We start from the raw sequence: 20,465 nt of genomic DNA on the forward strand, positions 1-20,465 counted from the left end.
GCATTCCTAAACGCTTTTTGCACAAATCTCAATCTGTTTGCTTAAAAGTTTTTTGCATGATGATTGCATTTTTGTGGACATTTGGTGATTGATAGTAAGCAAGACGTTTGGCAATCTTTTTGAATTCAAAATGCTGATAAAGGGCTAAGGCAGAAAGATTAGTTTCTTCAACTTCTAAAAATAGTTTTGTGGCATGTGCATGTTGAAGATAACAAAGTATACTATCGACGAGCAAAGAACCAATTCCTTGCCTTTGGTAATGAGGTCGAACAGCAATCGTAATAATTTCTGCTTCATCAAGAATAAGACGGCATAGACAAAACCCTAAAATTTGATTGGGCTGATTAATAAGGTAGACTTTGTAACCGAAAATAGAATGATCTTTTAAAAAGGTATCAAATGTTTGTTCTTCCCAAGCCGGAATAAAACAATTTTTGTGAATTTGATGAAGAGGAGCGCTATCATCAGTTTGTAGTAATGCAATTTCAAAATGCTTTTTTGTCAATGAAAGTTTAGCCATTATTTTTTCGTGGTAAGACAAAACTAGCGTGTTGTTTTGCATCGGCATCGCGTAAATAAAGTGGACGAGGAGGTGCAGCTTGTGGCTGTTTGTTTGCCGCAAGGTGAGCATAAGTTAAAACGTCAGCTGCTTCACATGAGATAAGATCTGATATAGTTGCGGTGTTTATCTTATTGTTTTTGATGTGCGCAGCAATAATATCGGCAGCTGGGCCAGTTAATATTGTTTGTTGTGGTAAATCTGCGACGATGTTTTCAAGTGTTTGTAAGCCAGGCGCATATAAAGCTGTAAGGTCTTTGTTAAAACTCTGATAATAGAACATTCCTCTACCAGCTTCAATGATAGCAGTGATTGTTGACATAGTATTTTTATTGTACGCTTGTTTTGCTAATGCTTCAAGTGTGTTCACCCCAATGGCCGGTATTTCTAGTGCTAATGCTAAAGCTCTTGCAGTCGAAACACCTGTACGTACACCTGTAAACGATCCAGGCCCGATATTAATGGCAATCCGATTCATTTGATCAAGTGTGATGCCGGTTTGATTAGTTATTTGTGCAATCTGACCAATGAGCTTTTCAGCGTGGCCTTTGAAAATGCGTTCGCTGATACGCGCAATAACAGCTTGATGATGGGTAAGTGCAACAGCGCAATAAATTGAGGCAGTGTCTATGGCAAGAATAAACATGAACGCATTTTAACTGGATATAACAACAGATAAAGAGTTAATTATAGCTTTTTGAGTATTTTTATTTTGTATATTTTGCAATGTTTGAAAACAATTGCAATATTAATAAACATTACCTTTTTGGGAATATTTTATCAGACTAGACTAGTGTTTAATATGTTTTTTAATATAGCATGGCAGAAGTGCACGCAAGGGTATCACTAAAAATATTGCAGCTCTGTAAAGAGAGGTAATAGGAAGAAAACCTTAAAGTTTATATGTGACATCAGAAAAAACATGGACAGTATAGAAGATCTAAGATTGTTCCAATTTTAGGGTTTATAGAAGGCGGCTATCAATTTGAAATGTGCGATAATTTGTAAATATTGGTCAATTTTTAAAATATTATATGATTGAGATTAATGAGTCTTATCATAAGAAAACTAAGAATAGCGAGGATGAATATAGAGAAGGTTGAAGTAGAAATAACACTCCATCCTGCTTTTTTTAATGAACGAATATCAACATCCAATCCTACTGCTGCCATTGAAATAACAGTGAATATTTGAGCAGTAAAATTAATAAGGTTGAAAGCTATTGTAGGGATCAGTTTAGCTGAGCGTATAAGCATCATCATAATAAAACCAATGATAAACCATGGAATAAGAGTATGTAAGCGTAAGTGTGTTTGTCCTGGTTGGCGATAGATGATTGATAGGATAAAAATAAGAGGACCTAGCATTAAAACTCGTACTAATTTTACAATTGTTGCAATTTGAACACTTACAAAGGATATGGGTGCTGTTGCTGCAAAAACCTGTGGTACAGCATAAACAGTCATGCCCGCAAGAACACCATATTGATTAAATGATAAATTCAAAAGTGGTTGCAGAAAGGGCAAGGTAAAAATAACAATAACCCCTAAAAGAGCAGTAAAAGCAATGGATGCGGCTACATCTGTGTTTTTAGCTTTAATAGTAGAGGCAGTTGCTACAATAGCTGAGTTACCACAAATAGCATTACCACATGCAATGAGCATTGCTAAATGTGAAGAAAGCCCCAAAAGACGCCCAATGGCAAAACTGATAAGAATGGTTATGAATATGACGAATAAGATGCCGACAAGTAAATTCCAACCGGCTGAAAAAACAGTATGAATGCTAATGTTTGCACCTAGGAGTACAATAGCAATTTCGAGAAGTGTTTTTGAGCAAAAGGTTATACCTTTTTGCAAATATTTTGGGAGAATAAAACAACTACGAATAATAGATCCTAATAAAATCGCCAAAACAAGACTTTCAAACCACGGTTCTGTAAAAAGCTGTTTTTCTATGATTTCTAAACTATAAGCTAAAGCTGATACGAGTATGCATATTAAAATGCCGGGACCAAAATTGATGAAAAAAGGTAATTTCTTATTTAACATTTTGGTATTTTTCCCTTAAAATGTAATGGTAGAAATAAAAAGATAAAAGTAAAAAGGATATATTTTAAAGATTGGTTCTCGCCCGTAAAGCTGCAGCTAAAGTTCCATCATCGAGATAATCTAGTTCACCACCGACAGGTACTCCATGGGCAAGTCGGGTAATTTTAACTGAAAAATTAGAGAGTTGATCGGTGATATAATGTGCTGTTGTTTGCCCTTCAACAGTTGCATTAACAGCTAGAATAACTTCTGTAATTGAGTCATTGATAACGCGGTTTATTAAAGAAGTGATGTTGAGTTCATCTGGACCTATTCCATCCAATGGGGATAGCCGTCCACCTAGTACATGGTAGTGCGCTGGTAAAATTCCGGCTCGTTCAAGAGCCCAAAGATCAGAAATATCTTCAACAACGATAATCGTTGTATTATCACGACGAGGATCTGTACAAATCAAACAAGGATCAGTTGTATCTACATTGCCACAAACAGAACAAATGCTTACTTTGTTTACAGCTTCTTGTATTGCAGCTCCTAATGGTTCCAATAGTATTTCTTTTTTCTTAATAAGATGAAGGGCAGCACGACGTGCTGAACGTGGTCCAAGGCCTGGTATTCGCGCTAAAAGTTGAATGAGGCGCTCAATTTCAGGGCCTGCAATATGTTGAGACATACTATTATTCCAAAAGATTAAATTAAAGCCACTTTATTAAAACGGAAGCTTGAAACCTGGTGGAATCGGTAAACCTGCTGTTATACTTTGTGTTTTTTCTGCTATAGCCGTTTCAATTTTTGCTTTGGCTTCATTATGAGCTGCCATAATGAGATCTTCAAGTATTTCAATCTCTTCAGGATTGATTAATGACGGGTCAATTTTGATTGCTGATATAGTATTTTTACCATTTAAGGTGATGCTGACGAGCCCGCCGCCGGCTGTACCTGTTATATGCAAATTAGCCAAATCATCTTGCATTTGCTGCATTTTCTCTTGCATTTCTTTGGCTTTTTTCATCATGCCCATCATATCACGCATAGCAATTAGTTTCCTTATTCATCATTTGTATGATCATTATTTTCATTTTCGAAGATATGAGGAGTTAAATCAAGATCATTTTCTTGTTTATTCAGACGAATATCGACAATTTTTGCTCCTGGGAAATGATTGAGAATTGTTGCGATATCAGGATCTGTTTCCACATCAGAAAAAAGAGCCTTTTGAGTGGCTACACTTTCTTCTTGTAAAGTTGGTCCTCCCCCTTCAGTGACAAAAGTTATTGTCCAATGTTTTTTAGTCCATTGATATAACATTTTTTTATATCACGGGCTAATGAACGAGGAGCATTTTCAGCAAGTCTTAATGTTATATGCTCTGGTTCAAAAGAAACAGGATGAATAAATTCTTTGACAAGTAATTTGAAATGTGTTTCGCAGTGTTGTTCAGCTAAATTAACGATATCATGTAGAGAATTTATATTTAGGGACTTTTGTTCTGTCGTTTCCGTTTCTGGTGGAGAAGAAGCGTACGGTAAGTGAACGACATTGTTAGAAGATTCGGTAGTTTGGATATTATCAAGACTTTCTTGTATTTCAAAAGAGTTTGTATTTTTAGGAGTTTGAATTCTTAATGATTCTATTGGTTGAACAGAAAGGTTGAGTTGATTAGCTAAAGCTGTTTTAAAATTATGTTGGTTTTGCTGTGAGTTGGAAATTTGTGAGAAAGAATGAATATGCGCATCATCGGCTTTTACGGTATGATTTACATTGTTGGTTTCTTGATGGGGATTATTTTCGGTAATTGTAAGAGATTTTTTTCTTGTGTGAGCTTTTTCAAAGCTTCATCAAGAGTTGGCAGGTCAGCAGTATGGGTAAGACGAATCAATATCATTTCAGCAGCTTGAATAGGGCGTGCAGCTTTATTGACTTCTTGTAAGCCTTTGAGCAGAATTTGCCAGTTTCTGGAAAGAACGGGAATAGAAAGTTTTTGTGAAAAGTCTAAACCTCGTAAACGTTCCTCTTCTGTTAAGAAGAGATCTCCAGCTATTTCTGGTGTCAAACGCAACCGTGTGACCAAATGGTTGAAGTCAGATAATTCTGTTAATATCATAAAAGGGTCAGCACCTGCGTCATACTGGCTACGTAATTCGCTCAATGCACTGACAATATTTCCTTTCATAACAAATTCAAACAGATCAATAATACGCGCTTGATCAGCTAGTCCTAACATTGTGCGTACTGAAACAGTACTGACTTTACCATTGCTATAAGCAATAGCTTGATCAAAAATAGACAAAGCATCGCGTGCAGACCCTTCTGCAGCACGAACGATTAGAGATAAAGCTTGATCTTCTACTTTAATTTTTCATGTTTAGCAATTTTACGTAAGTGTTCTACTAAAACTGCTGATTCAATACGCCGTAAATCAAAACGCTGGCAGCGTGAAAGAATTGTAATAGGGACTTTACGAATTTCTGTTGTTGCAAAAATAAATTTTATATGTGGGGGTGGTTCTTCAAGCGTTTTTAATAGGCCATTAAATGCTTGTGTTGAAAGCATATGAATTTCGTCAATAATGTAAATTTTATAACGCGCAGAAACAGGGCGGTAACGTATTTGTTCAATAATTTCACGAATATCGTCAATACCAGTGTGCGAAGCTGCATCCATTTCTATAACGTCGATATGGCGGCCTTCAATAATTTGTGTACAGTGTTCACCAAGTGTATTAAGTGCGATAGTGGGTTGGTCAATGTCTTTTGTTTTGTAGTTGAGCGCGCGCGCTAAAATACGTGCTGTTGTGGTTTTTCCTACTCCGCGAATTCCTGTTAACATCCACGCTTGTGCAATACGCCCTGTCTCAAAGGCGTTAGTAAGGGTGCGTACCATTGCTTCTTGACCAATAAGGTCAGAGAAATTCTGAGGTCGATATTTGCGAGCGAGAACACGATAAGTCGTTACTGCAGGCAGATTTTCCATCAATGATTCCAATTTTAAAGCTCTTGTAAATATATTACAATGACATGAAAACACAGATTAAAAATATACTCTACTATAAAAGGATTTTTTCTCAATCAATTTATTTTAAAGAAATAAAATCATTTGTTTAAAATGCTCAAGATTTCTTTGTTTTTTAGATGTAGAGTACTTATCCTATCACGAAAACTTGTAAAATAACAAAGGCGTGATTCCATTAATAAAAGTGGAAGGTCGGTACGATGACCCGTACCAAAGCTCGTTAGGGCTGCTTCTTTCCAGACCTGACCCGGTTGGCGAGTAGTTCGTCCATCACCAACCTCCCAATTTTATATTGTCGATTTAAAACGGAAAATCAAGCTTTGAAACAAAAAACATAGAAAGAATAACTAAAAAGCTTCCTTTTGAATTTTATTAATGTTTAGCATAAGAAATATTTTGGGTTTTTCTTTAACACTTTGTGATTTACGGTTTTTGAATTATTTTATTTTTTGTACGGCGGGTTGCTGAATATGCAAGAAATTTGTCAACTTTTATGACAGAGACAGTCTATATTTTTGTTTGAAGTAGATAAGATATTGGCTTTGTTATAGGTAATTCCTGATCAAAGTTTTCTCTTATTTTTGTATTTGTTCGCAATATGGCTTATAATTCACCGGGCGGTTTGACCATAAAAGTGAACACCGCTAATTAATGTGAAAATTGATTTTACTTTTGAAAAAGTTTGGTTATCCAAAATGTTGGAAAATCTAATACAATATTCGAATTTCATTAGATATATATGGGTACAAAATTACTCAAACTGGGTTGCGAATGTTTTAAAAACCAATTTTGAAGAAGCATTTTTCCAAATGACTCTGGGTAAGTTCTACATGTTTGGAGCTCTTATAAATGCTGTACCACCAAGCGTGATCTTCTATAATGCAGTCTATCTTTATACTCCTTTTACTTGTGGTATTTAAAAACTACACTATTTCCATAAAAAGAAGCTTATACTTAGGGATTGGACGTTTTTGAAAATAATATCTTTTTTATGCGGCAATGTGAAAAATCATAAACCTACTGGCTAGTATTGGTGATAATTTTACAGCATTACACAAGAGTATTGATATGGTTGCAAAGAGTTGATTTTTTCACATTAAAATTTTGCGTACTTTATCAAGGTCATACTGTGTGTCAACACTTAAGGGAATCGTATCAATTATTTCTACATCGATACGCATATTATTTTCTAATGCGCGTAATTGTTCAAGCTTTTCACGTTGTTCGAGTGTAGATGGTGCAAGAGTTACAAATCGTTCAAGTACTTCACGTCGATAAGCATATAATCCAATATGATGGTAAAAAGGGCCGTTTCCGTAAGGTGCAGTTGCACGGGTAAAATAAAGAGCACGCAAACGATTTTGAGAAAGTGGTGTGCCAATAATTTTGACTACATTGGGATTTGTTTTTTCATCTTCTTCAACAAGTTTAGCGCCCAAGGTTGCAATATCAGTTAAATCATTTTCTAAAGGCCGTAAGGCACTAATAATTTCGTGGGCGGTTATTGTTGGTAAGTCACCTTGTACATTTATAATGGTATTGTAGTGTCGCTCAGGATCAATAATGGTTAAAGCTTCATAAATGCGATCAGATCCCGATTGATGATCGGTACGTGTTATGATGCATTCGTGTCCATAAGCTGTAACAGCTTGAGCGATGGTATTATGATCCGTTGCAACAATGATACGTCCTAATGCAGCTTTTTTTGCCTGTTCAGCTACATGAATAATCATAGGCTTTCCAGCAATTTCAGCAAGAGGTTTTCCTGGAAGACGAGATGAACCCATGCGAGCGGGAATAAGAATGAGTGATTCAAAAGCCATCACTAGAGTTCCAAATGTTGTATATTTGATATATTTATAATGATATATTATAAGGAAAAATCTTAAACTGAAAATAATGAAAATATGAACGTTTGAATTTTAATGAAACGATTTAGATTTGCCTATTTTATTTGTGCTTCTCTATTTTTGCTAATTATTGCAGGGGGGATTTTCATTTTTAGTGGTGTAATTTATGATTACTTTGCATCGGTTCAACATTCTTATACTGCAGATAATGATGAGTTTAAAGAAAAGCAGGATTTATCTCACAATTATCTATCGTTAAATGAGCGTCTTCAACAAGGTAATCTTGAAAATGGGCGTAAAATTTTTCGTCAGTGTGCTCTATGTCACACTTCTGGGCGTGATAATTCTAACCGTGTTCTTGGCCCGACACTTTGGGAGATAGTAAATCGCCCTTTTGCGGATGCAAAAGATTTTACTTATTCAAGAGTGCTACGTGAAAATTCTAATAAAAAATGGGATTTTTTCACTTTAGATCGCTATCTTCAATCACCTCGTAAAACATTTCCAGGGACAACTATGTCGTTTCGTGGGATAAAAAATGATCAAGATCGTGCTGATCTTTTACTCTATTTACGTAGTCTATCTGATCACCCCATTCCTTTACCACTGGATAATGAAGATACTAAACAAAATTAATTTGTGTCAGAAGTTCTAACTTTAGCACTGTGTGTAGTGAGTTTTATTTGTGATTTGGGTTTTATCGAGCTATCAGAAGAGTTGTGATCAATGTATTATTTTAAGTGATTTGGTCAGAAGGTAAAATAAAAAATGGTGGTCTATATTCTATGGCGTCTCTTACTAATTATACCGACACTGATTGGTATTTTGACGGTAACATTTATCATTGTACAGTTTACGCCGGGTGGACCTATTGAGAATATTATTGCTCAATTACAAGGAATGGGTGGTGATGCTGTAGGACGGGTGGCTGGTGGTAGCGATCTTAGCCTTTCTTCTGATAGTGTTTTTGATGGTGCGCGTGCTGACTTATCTTCTTATGGGAGTTCTAAATACCGTGGTGCACAAGGGTTGGATCCGGAATTTATAGCCAAACTTGAACGGCAATTTGGTTTTGATAAGCCACCTTTGGAACGTTATTTAACGATGCTTGGCAATTATATACGTTTTGATTTTGGGGAGTCTTATATACAAGGGCGTTCAGTTATTGAGCTGATTAAGAGTGCTCTACCTGTTTCTCTTTCTTTTGGTTTTTGGAACTTGCTGATTTCTTATGCTATTTCCATACCGTTAGGAATCCGTAAAGCTCTTAAAGAGGGGTCTGCTTTTGATGTATGGACGAGTGCTATTATTGTTATTGGCTATGCAATTCCTAATTTTCTCTTTGGAATTTTTTTAATGGTTTTTTTTGCTGGGGGATCTTTTTTTGACTGGTTCCCATTAGGTCATTTGACTTCGGATAATTTTGATAAATTATCCCTTGGGGGCAAAATATTAGATTATCTATACCATTTGATTTTACCATTAACAGCGATGGTTATTTCTTCTTTTGCTACAACAACCTTATTAACGAAAAATTGTTTTCTGGAAGAAATTCGCCAACAATACGTCATTACAGCTCGTGCGAAAGGTTTAAGTGAACGCTCAATTCTTTACGGTCATGTTTTTCGCAATGCGATATTGATTATAATTGCTAGTTTTCCTGCAGTTTTTATGGGTTCATTTTTTAGTGGATCTTTATTGATTGAAATGCTGTATTCATTAAACGGTATGGGGCTTTTAAGTTATACATCTATTGTTAATCGTGATTATGCTGTTGTATTTGCTTGTCTTTATATTTTTTCGCTGATTGGTCTTGTTGTGAGTCTCATTTCTGATATCATTTATATGGTGGTTGATCCACGTATTGATTTTGATAGAAAAGATTTATAATGGAAAAAATAAAATATGATCAATTCTGTGACTCCAAGTTACAAAAACGATCTTTTCTTTCTCCATTGAATGCGCGTCGTTGGCATAATTTTAAACGAAATCGTCGTGGTTGGTGGTCATTGTGGCTCTTTTTATTTTTATGTTTTTGTTCTTTTTCAGCAGAATTTATTGCCAATGATCGCCCTATTATTGCTTCTTATAAGGGAGAGTTACTTTTTCCTATTTTTTTTGATTATTCCGATGAAAAGTTTGGTGGGAACTTAGCTGTAGCGGACTTTCGAGATTCTTTAATTCAAAATGAAATCACAAAACATGGTTGGGCAGTGTGGCCGCTAGTTCGTTATTCCTATAATACAGTAATGGGTAATAAAACTGTAGCATTATCACCTCCTTTTTGGCTTCAAAGTAAAGAAGAGCGTTGTATCAATTATACACGAGGAAGCGCTGATCCAGAATGCACGATAAGTCGATGGAATTGGCTTGGGACAGATGATCTGACACGTGATGTTTTTGCACGGGTTTTATATGGCTTTCGATTATCGATAATTTTTAGTATTCTTTTGACAGCTATTTCAACTATTATTGGTGTTATAGCAGGGGCAGTTCAGGGGTATTTTGGTGGTTGGGTTGATTTAATTTTTCAACGTTTGATTGAAATATGGTCTTCTGTACCATCGCTTTATTTAATTATTATTATGGCTGCTGTTTTGGCGCAGGGTTTTTGGGTATTATTAGGGGTTATGCTTCTTTTTCAGTGGGTGGCGTTGGTCGGTGTTGTGCGTGCAGAATTTTTACGTGCGCGCAATTTTACCTACATTACTGCTGCACGCGCTTTAGGGGTACCTAATCGCATTATTATAATACGTCATTTACTACCAAATGCTATGGTTGCTTCCTTAACTTATATGCCATTTTTATTAACATCAGGTATTTCTTTACTGACATCACTTGACTATTTAGGGTTTGGTCTTCCGCCTGGTTATCCTTCTTTGGGTGAGGTAATGCGGCAGGCTACTTCTAACTTAAACGCTCCTTGGATTGGCATTACAGGTTTTGTTGTTATTGCTACTTTGTTGGCTTTGTTGGCTTTTATTGGTGAGGCAGTGCGGGATGCTTTTGATCCACGAAAGACACTACAATGACAAAGATGCTTTCAGTACGTAATTTGTCTGTCGCATTTTGCCAAATGGAAGAAAAAAATGTGTTGTTGACCAAATTTCTTTCGATATTGGAAAGGGAGAGATAGTTGCTCTAGTAGGGGAGTCTGGTTCTGGAAAGTCGGTAACAGCACTGTCTATTTTGCAACTTTTACCTTTTGTAAAAACACTTTATCAATCAGGCGAAGTTCTTTTTAATAACCAAGATTTAATGAAGCAAAAAGAAGAAGATTTGCGTAAAGTTCGTGGCAAAGATATTGCTATGATTTTTCAGGAACCAATGATTTCTCTTAATCCTTTGCATACTGTGGAACAGCAAATAGGTGAAGTTCTTAAAATACATTCAAACATATCTGGTAAATTATTACGCACACGTATTATTGATTTGTTGACTCAAATGGGAATTGATGAACCGGAAAAACGTTTGGGCTCTTTCCCACATCAATTATCGGGTGGTCAACGGCAGCGCGTGATGATTGCAATGGCGCTTGCAAATAAGCCACAATTATTGATTGCCGATGAACCAACAACTGCACTTGATGTGACAGTTCAAGCGCAAATTCTTGAGCTCCTAGTGCAGTTTAAAAAAAGCTGTAATATGTCAATGCTTTTAATTACCCACGATTTGGCTATTGTGCGTCGTGTTGCAGAGCGCGTTTATGTTATGAAAGAGGGAAAAATTATTGAAAATGGTGCCACGAATGAAATTTTTAACAATCCCCAACATTCCTATACAAAGAAATTATTAGCGGCAGAGTTTCAAGGTTATCCCCTACAGGCTAATGATAATGCGCCCGTTTTGATGCAAGGTAAGAAAATACATGTTTGGTTTCCAATTAAAAAAGGTTTATTGCGGCGAACAGTTGATTATGTAAAAGCTGTTCAAGATGTTGATATTACAATTCGTACCGGTCAGACACTTGGTGTGGTTGGTGAATCAGGTTCAGGAAAAACAACATTGGGGCTTGCACTGACACGAATGATTTCTTCCAAAGGTCAGATTTACTTTGATGGTGTTGATATTGGCAATTTTACTTTCAATCAGATGCGTTCTTTACGCCGCCATATTCAAATTGTTTTTCAAGATCCTTTTGGTTCGCTTTCACCACGTATGTCTGTGAGTGAAATTATCACTGAAGGGTTATCGATTCATGAACCATATCTTTCTGATTGTGAACGCAATGATCGCGTAATTGAAGCATTGCATGAGGTTGATCTTGATCCTTCTGTGCGTCATCGTTATCCCCATGAGTTTTCCGGTGGACAAAGACAGCGAATTGCTTTTGCACGTGCAATTATTCTTAAGCCTCGCTTTATTATGCTTGATGAACCAACATCTGCTCTTGATATGAGTATGCAAGCACAAATTGTTGATCTTTTACATCGTTTACAAAAAAATATCATTTAGGTTATTTATTCATTAGTCATGATTTAAAAGTCGTTAAAGCGCTTGCTCATGAAGTACTCGTAATGCATAAAGGGAAAGTAGTTGAATATGATTGTGCTGACCGTATTTTTTCTTGTCCCCAAAATTCTTATACGCAAACTTTAATGGCTGCAGCATTTGCATTAGAATCTGGCCGTTTATAAATAATCACATCAAATTGTGCTGACAATCCATTATAGAGAAGGATTTTTCCGACTAAAGGTTCACCAATATTTGTGATTAGTTTAATAGCTTCCATTGCTTGTAATGTCCCGATAACTCCAGGTAAAGCACTGATAATTCCGACTTCAGAACATGTAGGTATGACGCCAGTTGCAGGTGGGTTAGGAAACAAATCGCGATAGTGGGGATTGTTGTCTTTATAAGGCATCAATACTGTCAGTGAGCCATTAAATCGGTTTATAGCGCCACTTATTAAAGGTTTAGCACATTGAGCAGCGTGGTCAGCAAGTAAATAACGTGTTGCAAAATTATCGCTTCCATCGATAATAATATGGTAAGCATTGAGTAGTTTATCCACATTACTTTCATCTAAATGTAGACTATGTTTTTCAACTATAACATGAGGGTTTATCGCTTTTATAGTGGCTTCAGCGCTAATGGTTTTGCATTGATTAATTGTATTTGTGTTATGAATGATTTGGCGTTGTAAATTGGAAAGTGAAACAATATCATCATCAACAATTCCAAGCGTTCCAACACCTGCTGCAGCAAGATAAGTAAGAACAGGGGAGCCAAGACCACCTGCACCTATGACAAGAACACGAGCAGTTTTAAGCTTTTGCTGTCCCGCACCACCAATTTCGGGTAAAACAATATGACGTGCGTAACGTTCGATTTCTTCTTTGCTTAACTTTTTATCACCTTCTTGTCTCATAGATTTTCTCTTGTCATAGTTTTTTTATGATTTAATAAATTTATGGCTCATTAACCAGTCTGTTTTTAGTGATAGGAGGTTTTATTTATGAAAATTGCTATTCAGATGGATCATATTTCAACGCTCCAAATTCAAGGAGATACTACATTTGCGCTTGCTTTAGCAGCGCAAGAACGTGGACACTCTCTTTTTCATTATACACCCGATTGTTTATCTATGCGTGGTGATTGCGTGATTGCACGGTTAGAGCCATTAATCGTATATGACGAAGAGGGGAGTCATTATAAATTGGGAGAGTCTGCGTATACGCCGTTGATGGATATGGATGTAGTTCTTTTACGTCAAGATCCACCTTTTGATATGCATTATATCACCACAACTTATTTGTTAGAGCGCATTCACCCTAAAACGCTTGTCGTAAATGATCCAACATGGGTACGTAATAGTCCAGAAAAGATTTTTGTCACTGAATTTTCTGATTTGATGCCAGAAACATTAATTACAAAAGACATTGAAGAGATAAAAACATTTAGAAATAAGATTGGTGACGTTATTATTAAACCACTCTATGGCAGTGGGGGCGCGGGTGTTTTTCATTTGAAACAGGATGATCGCAATCTAACATCACTTGTGGAAATGTTTAAACACAATTATCGTGAACCTTTTATTATTCAGCGTTATTTGGATATCGTTCGAAAAGGGGATAAGCGGGTTATTTTGCTTGATGGTACACCTGTGGGGGCAATTAATCGTATTCCCGCGGAAATGGACGCTCGTTCTAATATGCATGTTGGAGGTCGAGCAGAAAGTATTGGTTTGACTGAACGTGATTATGAGATTTGCGCATGCATTGGTTCTACTTTGCAAAAACGAGGTTTTCTTTTTGTGGGAATTGATATAATTGGAGACTATATAACAGAGATCAATGTTACATCTCCCACTGGAATTCGGGAAATTAAACGCTTTGGTGGTGCGGATATCGCTTCTCTTTTTTGGGACATTATTGAACGTAAGCGTTCAAGTTAATTTATTTAACAAGATTGCTAAATTTATTTTGTGATTCTGCAAATGTAAACTAGAATTCGGATTGTAGGGAGTGTATGAATGAGTAAGTTGTTATCAGTTGGAGTGGGACTGATGTGCATTACTGCATTGCTAGTTGATATTGGTAATGCTCGTGATCAAATTAAGATTACGGGTTCATCAACAGTTTTACCTTATGAAAAAATCGTTTCTGAGGTATTTGGAGAAATTTATCCTAATTTTAAAATTCCCGTTATCGAGTCTGGTGGTTCAGGTGCTGGTATTAAAGAGTTTTGCCGTGGTATTGGAGATAAGGCGATCGATATTGTTAATACTTCACGGCCAATGAAATCAAGTGAATTACAGTCCTGTTTTGATGCTGGTGTGAAAGATGTTGAGGAAATGCGCATTGGGTATGATGGCATTGTTTTTGCAACAAATATCAGTGGACCTGACTGGGAATTACACTCTGTAGATGTATATAGGGCATTAGCTGCTCAAGTTGTGGTTGATGGGAAATTACAATTAAATAAAGTTACAAAGTGGAATACAGTCAATAGCACTCTTCCTGATTGGGCAATTACAGTTTATATTCCTGGTGAAAAACATGGAACACGTGAAGTTTTTGAAGAAAAATTATTAGCCGCAGGCTGTAAGGCTAGTGGGGCAGTTGAAGCAATGGAAGCTTTGGGAATGAATGAGAAGGAGATTAATGCTGCTTGTATTGCTGTACGTAAGGATGGGAAGGCCATTGATATTGATGGTGATTATTCTGAAACATTTGCTCACCTTATGTCCAATAAAACAGGTGTTGGTGTTTTGAGTTTGTCTTTTTATGAGAATAATGCTGACAAACTTAAGGTTGCGCATATTAATGGTGTTTCTCCAAATAGTAAAACAATTTCTAATGGTGAATATTCACTTTCGCGTCCACTTTTCTTCTATGTTAAAAAAGCACATTTCAGTATTGTTTCAGGTTTGTGGGAATATGTTGACTTTTTTCTTTCCGATCAAATGATTGGTCCAGATGGACCATTAGCGGATTATGGTTTAGTTGCTGCTTCTGAAGAAGAACGGCAAATGCAGCGTGCTTCTTTTTATGCTGGTACAGTGATAACTTTAAAATAATTTTCTAAAATAATGATATAGGATTCTTCTGTGCTGCTTTTTTATAAAAATTGAAAGACAAGATGCTCATTTCTTTTGTTATTTTTCTCTTATTGATTTTTGGTTTTGTCGGCTTTTGTATTTCTTATGTGCGAGCTCGTTTTCTTGAATGTATGAGATTCAAGATGCACTCTCGCCCGTATTATTACGGTTGGTGGACATTGTTGCTGACTGTTATCCCAGCTTTTATTTTTTTAGTTTTTTGGAATGTTGGAAGTGCAGTTTATTTGGAATATAGCGCTTCGCAGGCAGTTAAGATGTCTATAATACATGGGATAGGAATAGAAAATCATGACATTATTTTAGAAATAATTCGTGATTTGGTTAAAATTATTCATCATTTTGAGGGGGATTTGATGACAATTTCTTACGCAGATATACAGGAGCAATTGCCGAAAAAATTTGGTTTGCTTATGGAGGCACCAGGTTATGCGTTGAAGGTAGCACGATCATGGTATTTTTCTTCTAAGAAACTACAATTTATTGGTTCTGGTTTATGTTTTATAATCGCACTTTGTGGTTTTATTTTTGGGATTATACATGTTTCTCCACAACAGCGTGCACGCAATAAGGTTGAGCGTTTTATTATTATTGGGTTAGTTTGTGCATCTGCGATTACAGTTGTAACAACGATTGGCATTGTAATTTCCATATTATTCCAAACGGTAAGTTTTTTTCAATCCGTACCATTTCTAAGCTTTTTTTGGGGAACAATTTGGGATCCTCGTTTTTCAGCCAATGGTTTAGGGGGTGAGATAGGGCAATTTGGTTTCATACCGCTGTTGGCTGGAACGCTTTATATTGGGTTTGTAGCAATGCTTTTTGCTGTTCCTATTGGGTTGTTTTCTGCTCTTTATATGTCCGAATACGCTTCAAGTCGATTGCGGTCAATTGTAAAGCCATTATTGGAGGTTCTTGCTGGTATACCCACTATTGTTTATGGTTTTTTTGCTTTAATGGTTGTTGGACCTTTTTTGCGCGATCTTTCTATTTCTCTTTCTGGTGGGGCTGGTTTTATTATGGCTCATAGCGTTTTGACTGCTGGTTTGGTTATGGGAATTATGTTGATTCCTTTTGTTTCATCTTTGTCAGATGATATTATTACTGCTGTTCCTCGTTCTTTGCGCGAAGGTTCTTATGGTTTGGGAGCAACGCAATCTGAGACCATTAAAAAAGTCATCATACCAGCGGCACTTCCTGGGATTGTGGGGGCACTTGTATTAACAGCGTCCAGGGCAATTGGGGAGACAATGATTGTTGTGTTAGCAGCAGGCGTTGCAGCTAATTTGACTTTTAGTCCATTTGAGGCAATGACTACGATAACGGTTAAAATTGTTAATCAATTAACGGGTGATTTTGAGTTTAACTCACCGCAAACTCTTGTAGCTTTTGCTTTGGGAATGACTCTTTTTATTTTGACTCTTTTGATGAATATTTTTGCTCTTTATATAGTGCGTAAATATCGGGAGCGATATGAATGAATGGAGATTTTGTCTCATATCGTCGTAATATTGGTTTGAGGCGTCGTTATTGGGCTGAACGTCGTTTTCGTGCTTATGGCCTTGTTGCTATTTTTATTAGTTTATTTTTTTTAGTTATTCTTTTATGGTCTATTCTCAGTCAAGGCTATACAGCCTTTTTTCATAGTGAAATGATATTATCAATTTATTTGGATGAAAAGGTGATTGATCCGAATGGTAAGCGTGAAACTAATCCAAAGGTATTAATAACTGCAAATTATCCACTTCTTGTACGTAATGCTTTGGCTACAAAGCTTGGAGTGGATTACAATGATCGGGCAGCTATGCGCGATATTAACCGTATGTTTTCGGGTAATGTTCGTGTGCAGTTACGTGATATGGTAGTAAAAAATCCAAACTTGATTGGTACAACGCAGAAAATTAAAATTTTAGCGGCAGCAGATGTTGATTTAGTTTGTAAAGGACAGATTAATTTGCAAGTAGTAGAAGAAAAGCGCAAAGTTTCTAATCGACAGGTAGAATGGATTAGACGTTTAATTGATGACAATGTACTTTATAAAACATTTAATCGCGGTTTTTTTACATTTGGTGCTTCAAGCCGTCCTGAAACTTCAGGATTAGGTGTTGCAATAGTTGGCTCTTTTTATATGATGTTTATTGTTTTAGCAGTTGCGTTGCCTATAGGGGTAGCAACGGCTCTTTATCTTGAAGAATATGCATGCAAAAATACGTTTACAGATTTTATAGAGATTAATATCAATAACCTTGCTGCTATTCCTTCGATTATTTTTGGTCTTTTAGGGCTTTCTGTTTTTATTAATTTTTTAGGAATGCCACGTTCTGCGTCTTTTGTTGGTGGGCTTGTTTTAACTCTTATGACATTACCAACGATTATTATCGCTACACGCTCTGCTTTGCGAGCTGTTCCACTGTCTATTCGTACAGCAGCTTTAGGATTAGGTGCATCAAAGACGCAAATGGTTTTTCATCATGTTGTTCCTTTAGCAGTTCCCGGTATTCTGACTGGCACGATTATTGGTTTGGCGCAAGCATTGGGTGAAACTGCTCCTTTACTTTTGATTGGAATGGTTGCTTTTGTTGCGAATATTCCTACTACACCAATGGATCCAGCAACTGCTTTGCCTGTGCAAATTTTTATGTGGGCGGGTGAAGCAGAACGTGCTTTTGTTGAAAAAACGTCAGGTGCCATTATTGTATTGATGGTTTTTCTTGCTGTCATGAATATTTCAGCTGTTCTTTTGCGTCGACGATTTGAACGACGTTTGTAACTTCAGTAAAATATGTACGTTAAGATAAGGTTAGGTCTACAATGAAGGTCAAAATGCGGGGTCAAAATGTTAAGGTTTTTTATGGAGATAAAGAAGCACTCCATGGTATTACTCTTGATATCCCTAAGCATCAAGTTACTGCGTTAATCGGCCCTTCAGGCTGTGGAAAGTCAACTTTTTTACGTTGTTTTAATCGTATGAATGATACGATTGAAGGTGCTAGAGTAACAGGTTTGATTACCTTAGATGAAGAAGATATTTATGATTCGCGGATTGATGTTGTCGAATTACGAGCACGTGTGGGGATGGTTTTTCAAAAGCCTAATCCTTTTCCGAAATCTATTTTTGACAATATTGCTTATGGGCCACGTATTCATGGTTTAGTAAAATCACGTACTGAATTGCATGATGTGGTTGAAAAAAGTTTGATGCAAGCAGGATTATTCGACGAAGTTAAAGATCGTCTCCATGGGCCAGGAACAAGTTTATCAGGAGGACAGCAACAACGTTTGTGTATTGCGCGTGCTATTGCTGTGAATCCTGAAGTTATCTTAATGGATGAACCATGTTCAGCTCTTGATCCGATTGCGACGGCACGTATTGAAGAACTTATCGATTCGTTACGACAAAATTACACAATCGTCATTGTAACACATTCAATGCAACAAGCTGCACGTGTTTCTCAATACACGGCCATGTTTCATTTGGGGCATTTAGTGGAAGTTGATGAAACTGAAGTGATATTTACTTCGCCAAAGGAACAACGTACGCAAGACTATATTACAGGGCGTTTTGGGTAAGTTAATTTAGGAGTATAAAGATGCCTATAAACCATACTGTCCGTTCTTATGATGCAGAGTTAAAATATTTGGCGGAAAAGATTGTGGAAATGGGTGGTTACGCAGAAAGAATGATTGAGCGTTCTATAGCATCAATTGTTCGTAATGATTTTCAGCTTGCTACTACGGTTATTGCTGATGATTTATTTTTGGATGAAGCAGAACGCGACATTGATGAAAAAGCGATTACTATTATTTGTAAACGCCAACCGATGGCTGTTGATTTGCGTGAAATTGTTGGTGCTATTCGCATTTCTTCTGATCTTGAGCGAATTGGGGATATGGCAAAAAACATTGCTAAACGGGCAGCTGCTATTTCAGAAATACGCCAACCTGAAGCTTTTTACTGTAAACTTGAAACGATTACAATTTTGGCACTCAATCAGTTAAAGGAAGTGCTGGACGCTTATACCAAACGCTTGTTAGATCGTATTGATGTGGTACGCGAGCGTGATAATGAAATTGATGCTTTGTATACTTCTCTTTTTCGTGAGCTTTTGAATTATATGACAGAAGATATACAGAATGTTGCAGTTTGTACGCATTTGCTTTTTTGTGTAAAGAGTATTGAACGGATTGGTGATCATGTCACCAATATTGCTGAAACGCTGCATTATATTATAACGGGCCAGCATATGTCTTTTGATCGTCCTCGTGATGATCTTACGTATACAGTTAGAGTAGGTGATAAGAAAGCAGATTGAAGTTTTGAATCATATTTGCAAAGTGTGATATTTAATGGATGATCTAACCTTAGATATGTAAATCGAGCAGGTACATTGAATGATAATTAAAAGAAGAAGATGTACTTTAAATTAAGCTTTTCTTATTGTTTTTTCGTGTAAATTTCTTTTAGTCCTTATTACACTGTTAATTATTTATTTGATAAGTAAATAATTAACAGTGTAATGCCATTTAATTGCATAAAAACTTATTTAAATTTTGAATGTTTTGAAAATATATGAATTTACTGTACAAAATGAAAAAGAATCGATGGGTTGTATGTATTGCCGTTTCTATAATACCGCTAGTTACTGTGAGTTGCGCATCAAAGCATTTAAACGTTAAAAAGGTGCCCAATAATCAAGTAACTAAAGTGGCAGCACCTTCATTGACGGAGCGTCAATGTCTTATGCGTGCAATGTATTTTGAATCAAATCGTTCAAGCCGTGAGGGAATGATTGCAGTCGGAACGGTTGTTATGAACCGTGTTAATTCAAGTGCTTATCCGAAAACGATTTGTGAGGTCGTTGGTCAGCCCAAACAATTTGCTCCTGGTGTTTTAACGCGTCCTATGACTGAGCGAGCATCTGTTGCTCGTGTTAAAGAGGCTGCAGATGCTGTTTTACGTGGTGAACGAGATAAGAAGAGTAAAAACGCTATGTTTTTTCATACCGCTGGGTTGTCTTTTCCCTATAAGAATATGCATTATGTTCGTGTCGCCGGAGGCAACGCTTTTTATGAGAAGCGGGCGCGTGATGGATCACTTCAGGTTCCCGTTAATGATCGTCCTTATAATGTTGCTTTTGCTTTTGCTCAAGATCAGGGCGATGTACCAAATTTTATAGATATGGGTTTAAAAAACAGGGGAACAAGAGTAGAAGAGGTGCAAATAGCATCTACTTCAATAGAAGTTGCGCAAGCCAATCCTACACCTTTTGTTGTTACGCAATCTGACATGATCCCTATTCCTACGCCTGCACCTAATTGTATTGCTAAGATACAGGAAACTACACCGATTATAGCATATACTGTGCCATCATTGGATAAGTTAAATACAGTTGTTGCAATGTTGGAAAAACAATACAGATCCCGGTAGTTTTTTC

The 20,465-nt window shown here is 36.6% G+C and carries 17 protein-coding genes, 1 other RNA gene and 2 pseudogenes; 11 read left to right on the top strand and 9 right to left on the bottom strand.

What is annotated here, in order from left to right; translation table 11 throughout:
• Nucleotides 1-28: 28 nt before the first annotated feature.
• The 8 genes and pseudogenes from rimI to BWD162_RS00225 form a co-directional block, all read right to left on the bottom strand.
• Nucleotides 29-520, bottom strand: coding sequence for a ribosomal protein S18-alanine N-acetyltransferase (gene rimI / locus BWD162_RS00185; RefSeq protein ID WP_078704923.1), 492 nt, complete (start codon nt 518-520; stop codon nt 29-31).
• Nucleotides 513-1,205, bottom strand: coding sequence for a tRNA (adenosine(37)-N6)-threonylcarbamoyltransferase complex dimerization subunit type 1 TsaB (gene tsaB, locus BWD162_RS00190; RefSeq protein WP_078704924.1), 693 nt, complete (start codon nt 1,203-1,205; stop codon nt 513-515). The genes rimI and tsaB overlap by 8 nt, the downstream gene beginning before the upstream one ends.
• Nucleotides 1,206-1,581: 376 nt before the next feature.
• On the bottom strand, nt 1,582-2,610 hold the full coding sequence (locus BWD162_RS00195; RefSeq protein WP_078704925.1) for a YeiH family protein: 1,029 nt from the start codon (nt 2,608-2,610) through the stop codon (nt 1,582-1,584).
• A 64-nt stretch (nt 2,611-2,674) separates the two neighbouring features.
• Nucleotides 2,675-3,280 carry a recombination mediator RecR gene (gene recR, locus BWD162_RS00200; RefSeq protein ID WP_078704926.1) on the bottom strand — a complete coding sequence of 202 codons (606 nt, stop codon included), beginning with the start codon at nt 3,278-3,280 and terminating at the stop codon, nt 2,675-2,677.
• A gap of 36 nt (nt 3,281-3,316) precedes the next feature.
• Nucleotides 3,317-3,640, bottom strand: a complete 324-nt coding sequence (locus BWD162_RS00205) for a YbaB/EbfC family nucleoid-associated protein (RefSeq protein ID WP_078704927.1) — start codon at nt 3,638-3,640, stop codon at nt 3,317-3,319.
• Between the two features lie 14 nt (nt 3,641-3,654).
• Nucleotides 3,655-5,580, bottom strand: a pseudogene (locus BWD162_RS00210) (DNA polymerase III subunit gamma/tau).
• A 223-nt stretch (nt 5,581-5,803) separates the two neighbouring features.
• An RNA gene (ffs, locus tag BWD162_RS00215) (signal recognition particle sRNA small type) lies at nt 5,804-5,901 on the bottom strand.
• 809 nt (nt 5,902-6,710) lie between these two features.
• Entirely contained in the window at nt 6,711-7,442 is a 732-nt protein-coding gene (locus tag BWD162_RS00225; RefSeq protein ID WP_078704929.1) for a 3-deoxy-manno-octulosonate cytidylyltransferase, read from the bottom strand.
• 102 nt (nt 7,443-7,544) lie between these two features.
• On the opposite strand from BWD162_RS00225, the gene BWD162_RS00230 reads away from it, so the two are divergent.
• The 4 genes and pseudogenes from BWD162_RS00230 (at nt 7,545) to BWD162_RS00245 (ending at nt 12,106) form a co-directional block, all read left to right on the top strand.
• Complete coding sequence (locus BWD162_RS00230; RefSeq protein ID WP_078704930.1) at nt 7,545-8,105, top strand: c-type cytochrome; 561 nt, start codon at nt 7,545-7,547, stop codon at nt 8,103-8,105.
• Nucleotides 8,106-8,237: 132 nt separating this feature from the next.
• Entirely contained in the window at nt 8,238-9,359 is a 1,122-nt protein-coding gene (locus BWD162_RS00235; protein WP_078704931.1) for a microcin C ABC transporter permease YejB, read from the top strand.
• The gene (locus BWD162_RS00240) at nt 9,359-10,501 is read left to right on the top strand and encodes an ABC transporter permease (RefSeq protein WP_078704932.1); all 1,143 of its coding nucleotides are present in this window, start codon (nt 9,359-9,361) and stop codon (nt 10,499-10,501) included. Before BWD162_RS00235 ends, BWD162_RS00240 begins: the two co-directional genes overlap by 1 nt.
• A pseudogene (locus tag BWD162_RS00245) lies at nt 10,498-12,106 on the top strand (ABC transporter ATP-binding protein). The gene BWD162_RS00240 and the pseudogene BWD162_RS00245 overlap by 4 nt, the downstream one beginning before the upstream one ends.
• On the opposite strand, the gene BWD162_RS00250 reads toward BWD162_RS00245, so the two are convergent.
• Entirely contained in the window at nt 12,052-12,840 is a 789-nt protein-coding gene (locus BWD162_RS00250; RefSeq protein WP_078704933.1) for a molybdopterin-synthase adenylyltransferase MoeB, read from the bottom strand. The pseudogene BWD162_RS00245 and the gene BWD162_RS00250 sit on opposite strands and share 55 nt — an antisense overlap.
• A gap of 87 nt (nt 12,841-12,927) precedes the next feature.
• Between BWD162_RS00250 and gshB the strand changes: the two genes are divergently transcribed.
• The 7 genes from gshB (at nt 12,928) to BWD162_RS00285 (ending at nt 20,458) form a co-directional block, all read left to right on the top strand.
• Entirely contained in the window at nt 12,928-13,866 is a 939-nt protein-coding gene (gene gshB / locus BWD162_RS00255; RefSeq protein WP_078704934.1) for a glutathione synthase, read from the top strand.
• A gap of 78 nt (nt 13,867-13,944) precedes the next feature.
• Entirely contained in the window at nt 13,945-14,991 is a 1,047-nt protein-coding gene (locus BWD162_RS00260; protein ID WP_078704935.1) for a PstS family phosphate ABC transporter substrate-binding protein, read from the top strand.
• A 62-nt stretch (nt 14,992-15,053) separates the two neighbouring features.
• Nucleotides 15,054-16,511, top strand: a complete 1,458-nt coding sequence (pstC, locus tag BWD162_RS00265; RefSeq protein WP_078704936.1) for a phosphate ABC transporter permease subunit PstC — start codon at nt 15,054-15,056, stop codon at nt 16,509-16,511.
• Nucleotides 16,508-17,800, top strand: coding sequence for a phosphate ABC transporter permease PstA (gene pstA, locus BWD162_RS00270; protein ID WP_078704937.1), 1,293 nt, complete (start codon nt 16,508-16,510; stop codon nt 17,798-17,800). The genes pstC and pstA overlap by 4 nt, the downstream gene beginning before the upstream one ends.
• Before the next feature lie 41 nt (nt 17,801-17,841).
• Nucleotides 17,842-18,600 (top strand): phosphate ABC transporter ATP-binding protein PstB, encoded by a 759-nt coding sequence (gene pstB / locus BWD162_RS00275; protein ID WP_078704938.1) that lies wholly within the window; start codon nt 17,842-17,844, stop codon nt 18,598-18,600.
• A gap of 20 nt (nt 18,601-18,620) precedes the next feature.
• Nucleotides 18,621-19,343: a phosphate signaling complex protein PhoU gene (gene phoU / locus BWD162_RS00280; RefSeq protein WP_078704939.1), complete on the top strand. Its 723-nt coding sequence runs from the start codon at nt 18,621-18,623 to the stop codon at nt 19,341-19,343.
• A 275-nt stretch (nt 19,344-19,618) separates the two neighbouring features.
• On the top strand, nt 19,619-20,458 hold the full coding sequence (locus tag BWD162_RS00285; RefSeq protein ID WP_078704940.1) for a cell wall hydrolase: 840 nt from the start codon (nt 19,619-19,621) through the stop codon (nt 20,456-20,458).
• The last annotated feature ends 7 nt before the right edge of the window (nt 20,459-20,465 follow it).

The sequence above is a fragment of the Bartonella sp. WD16.2 genome (genome assembly GCF_002022505.1).
Lineage (GTDB): Bacteria > Pseudomonadota > Alphaproteobacteria > Rhizobiales > Rhizobiaceae > Bartonella.

What these genes read in the sequence shown, in the direction of transcription:
- gshB (WP_078704934.1), top strand. Translation starts at nt 12,928, where the DNA reads ATGAAAATTGCTATTCAGATGGATCATATTTCAACGCTCCAAATTCAA.
- rimI (WP_078704923.1), bottom strand. Translation starts at nt 520, where the DNA reads ATGGCTAAACTTTCATTGACAAAAAAGCATTTTGAAATTGCATTACTA.
- recR (WP_078704926.1), bottom strand. Translation starts at nt 3,280, where the DNA reads ATGTCTCAACATATTGCAGGCCCTGAAATTGAGCGCCTCATTCAACTT.
- pstB (WP_078704938.1), top strand. Translation starts at nt 17,842, where the DNA reads ATGAAGGTCAAAATGCGGGGTCAAAATGTTAAGGTTTTTTATGGAGAT.
- pstC (WP_078704936.1), top strand. Translation starts at nt 15,054, where the DNA reads ATGCTCATTTCTTTTGTTATTTTTCTCTTATTGATTTTTGGTTTTGTC.
- BWD162_RS00225 (WP_078704929.1), bottom strand. Translation starts at nt 7,442, where the DNA reads ATGGCTTTTGAATCACTCATTCTTATTCCCGCTCGCATGGGTTCATCT.
- BWD162_RS00205 (WP_078704927.1), bottom strand. Translation starts at nt 3,640, where the DNA reads ATGCGTGATATGATGGGCATGATGAAAAAAGCCAAAGAAATGCAAGAG.
- tsaB (WP_078704924.1), bottom strand. Translation starts at nt 1,205, where the DNA reads ATGTTTATTCTTGCCATAGACACTGCCTCAATTTATTGCGCTGTTGCA.
- BWD162_RS00230 (WP_078704930.1), top strand. Translation starts at nt 7,545, where the DNA reads ATGAAACGATTTAGATTTGCCTATTTTATTTGTGCTTCTCTATTTTTG.
- BWD162_RS00240 (WP_078704932.1), top strand. Translation starts at nt 9,359, where the DNA reads ATGGAAAAAATAAAATATGATCAATTCTGTGACTCCAAGTTACAAAAA.
- pstA (WP_078704937.1), top strand. Translation starts at nt 16,508, where the DNA reads ATGAATGGAGATTTTGTCTCATATCGTCGTAATATTGGTTTGAGGCGT.
- phoU (WP_078704939.1), top strand. Translation starts at nt 18,621, where the DNA reads ATGCCTATAAACCATACTGTCCGTTCTTATGATGCAGAGTTAAAATAT.
- BWD162_RS00285 (WP_078704940.1), top strand. Translation starts at nt 19,619, where the DNA reads ATGAAAAAGAATCGATGGGTTGTATGTATTGCCGTTTCTATAATACCG.
- BWD162_RS00250 (WP_078704933.1), bottom strand. Translation starts at nt 12,840, where the DNA reads ATGAGACAAGAAGGTGATAAAAAGTTAAGCAAAGAAGAAATCGAACGT.
- BWD162_RS00195 (WP_078704925.1), bottom strand. Translation starts at nt 2,610, where the DNA reads ATGTTAAATAAGAAATTACCTTTTTTCATCAATTTTGGTCCCGGCATT.
- BWD162_RS00235 (WP_078704931.1), top strand. Translation starts at nt 8,238, where the DNA reads ATGGTGGTCTATATTCTATGGCGTCTCTTACTAATTATACCGACACTG.
- BWD162_RS00260 (WP_078704935.1), top strand. Translation starts at nt 13,945, where the DNA reads ATGAGTAAGTTGTTATCAGTTGGAGTGGGACTGATGTGCATTACTGCA.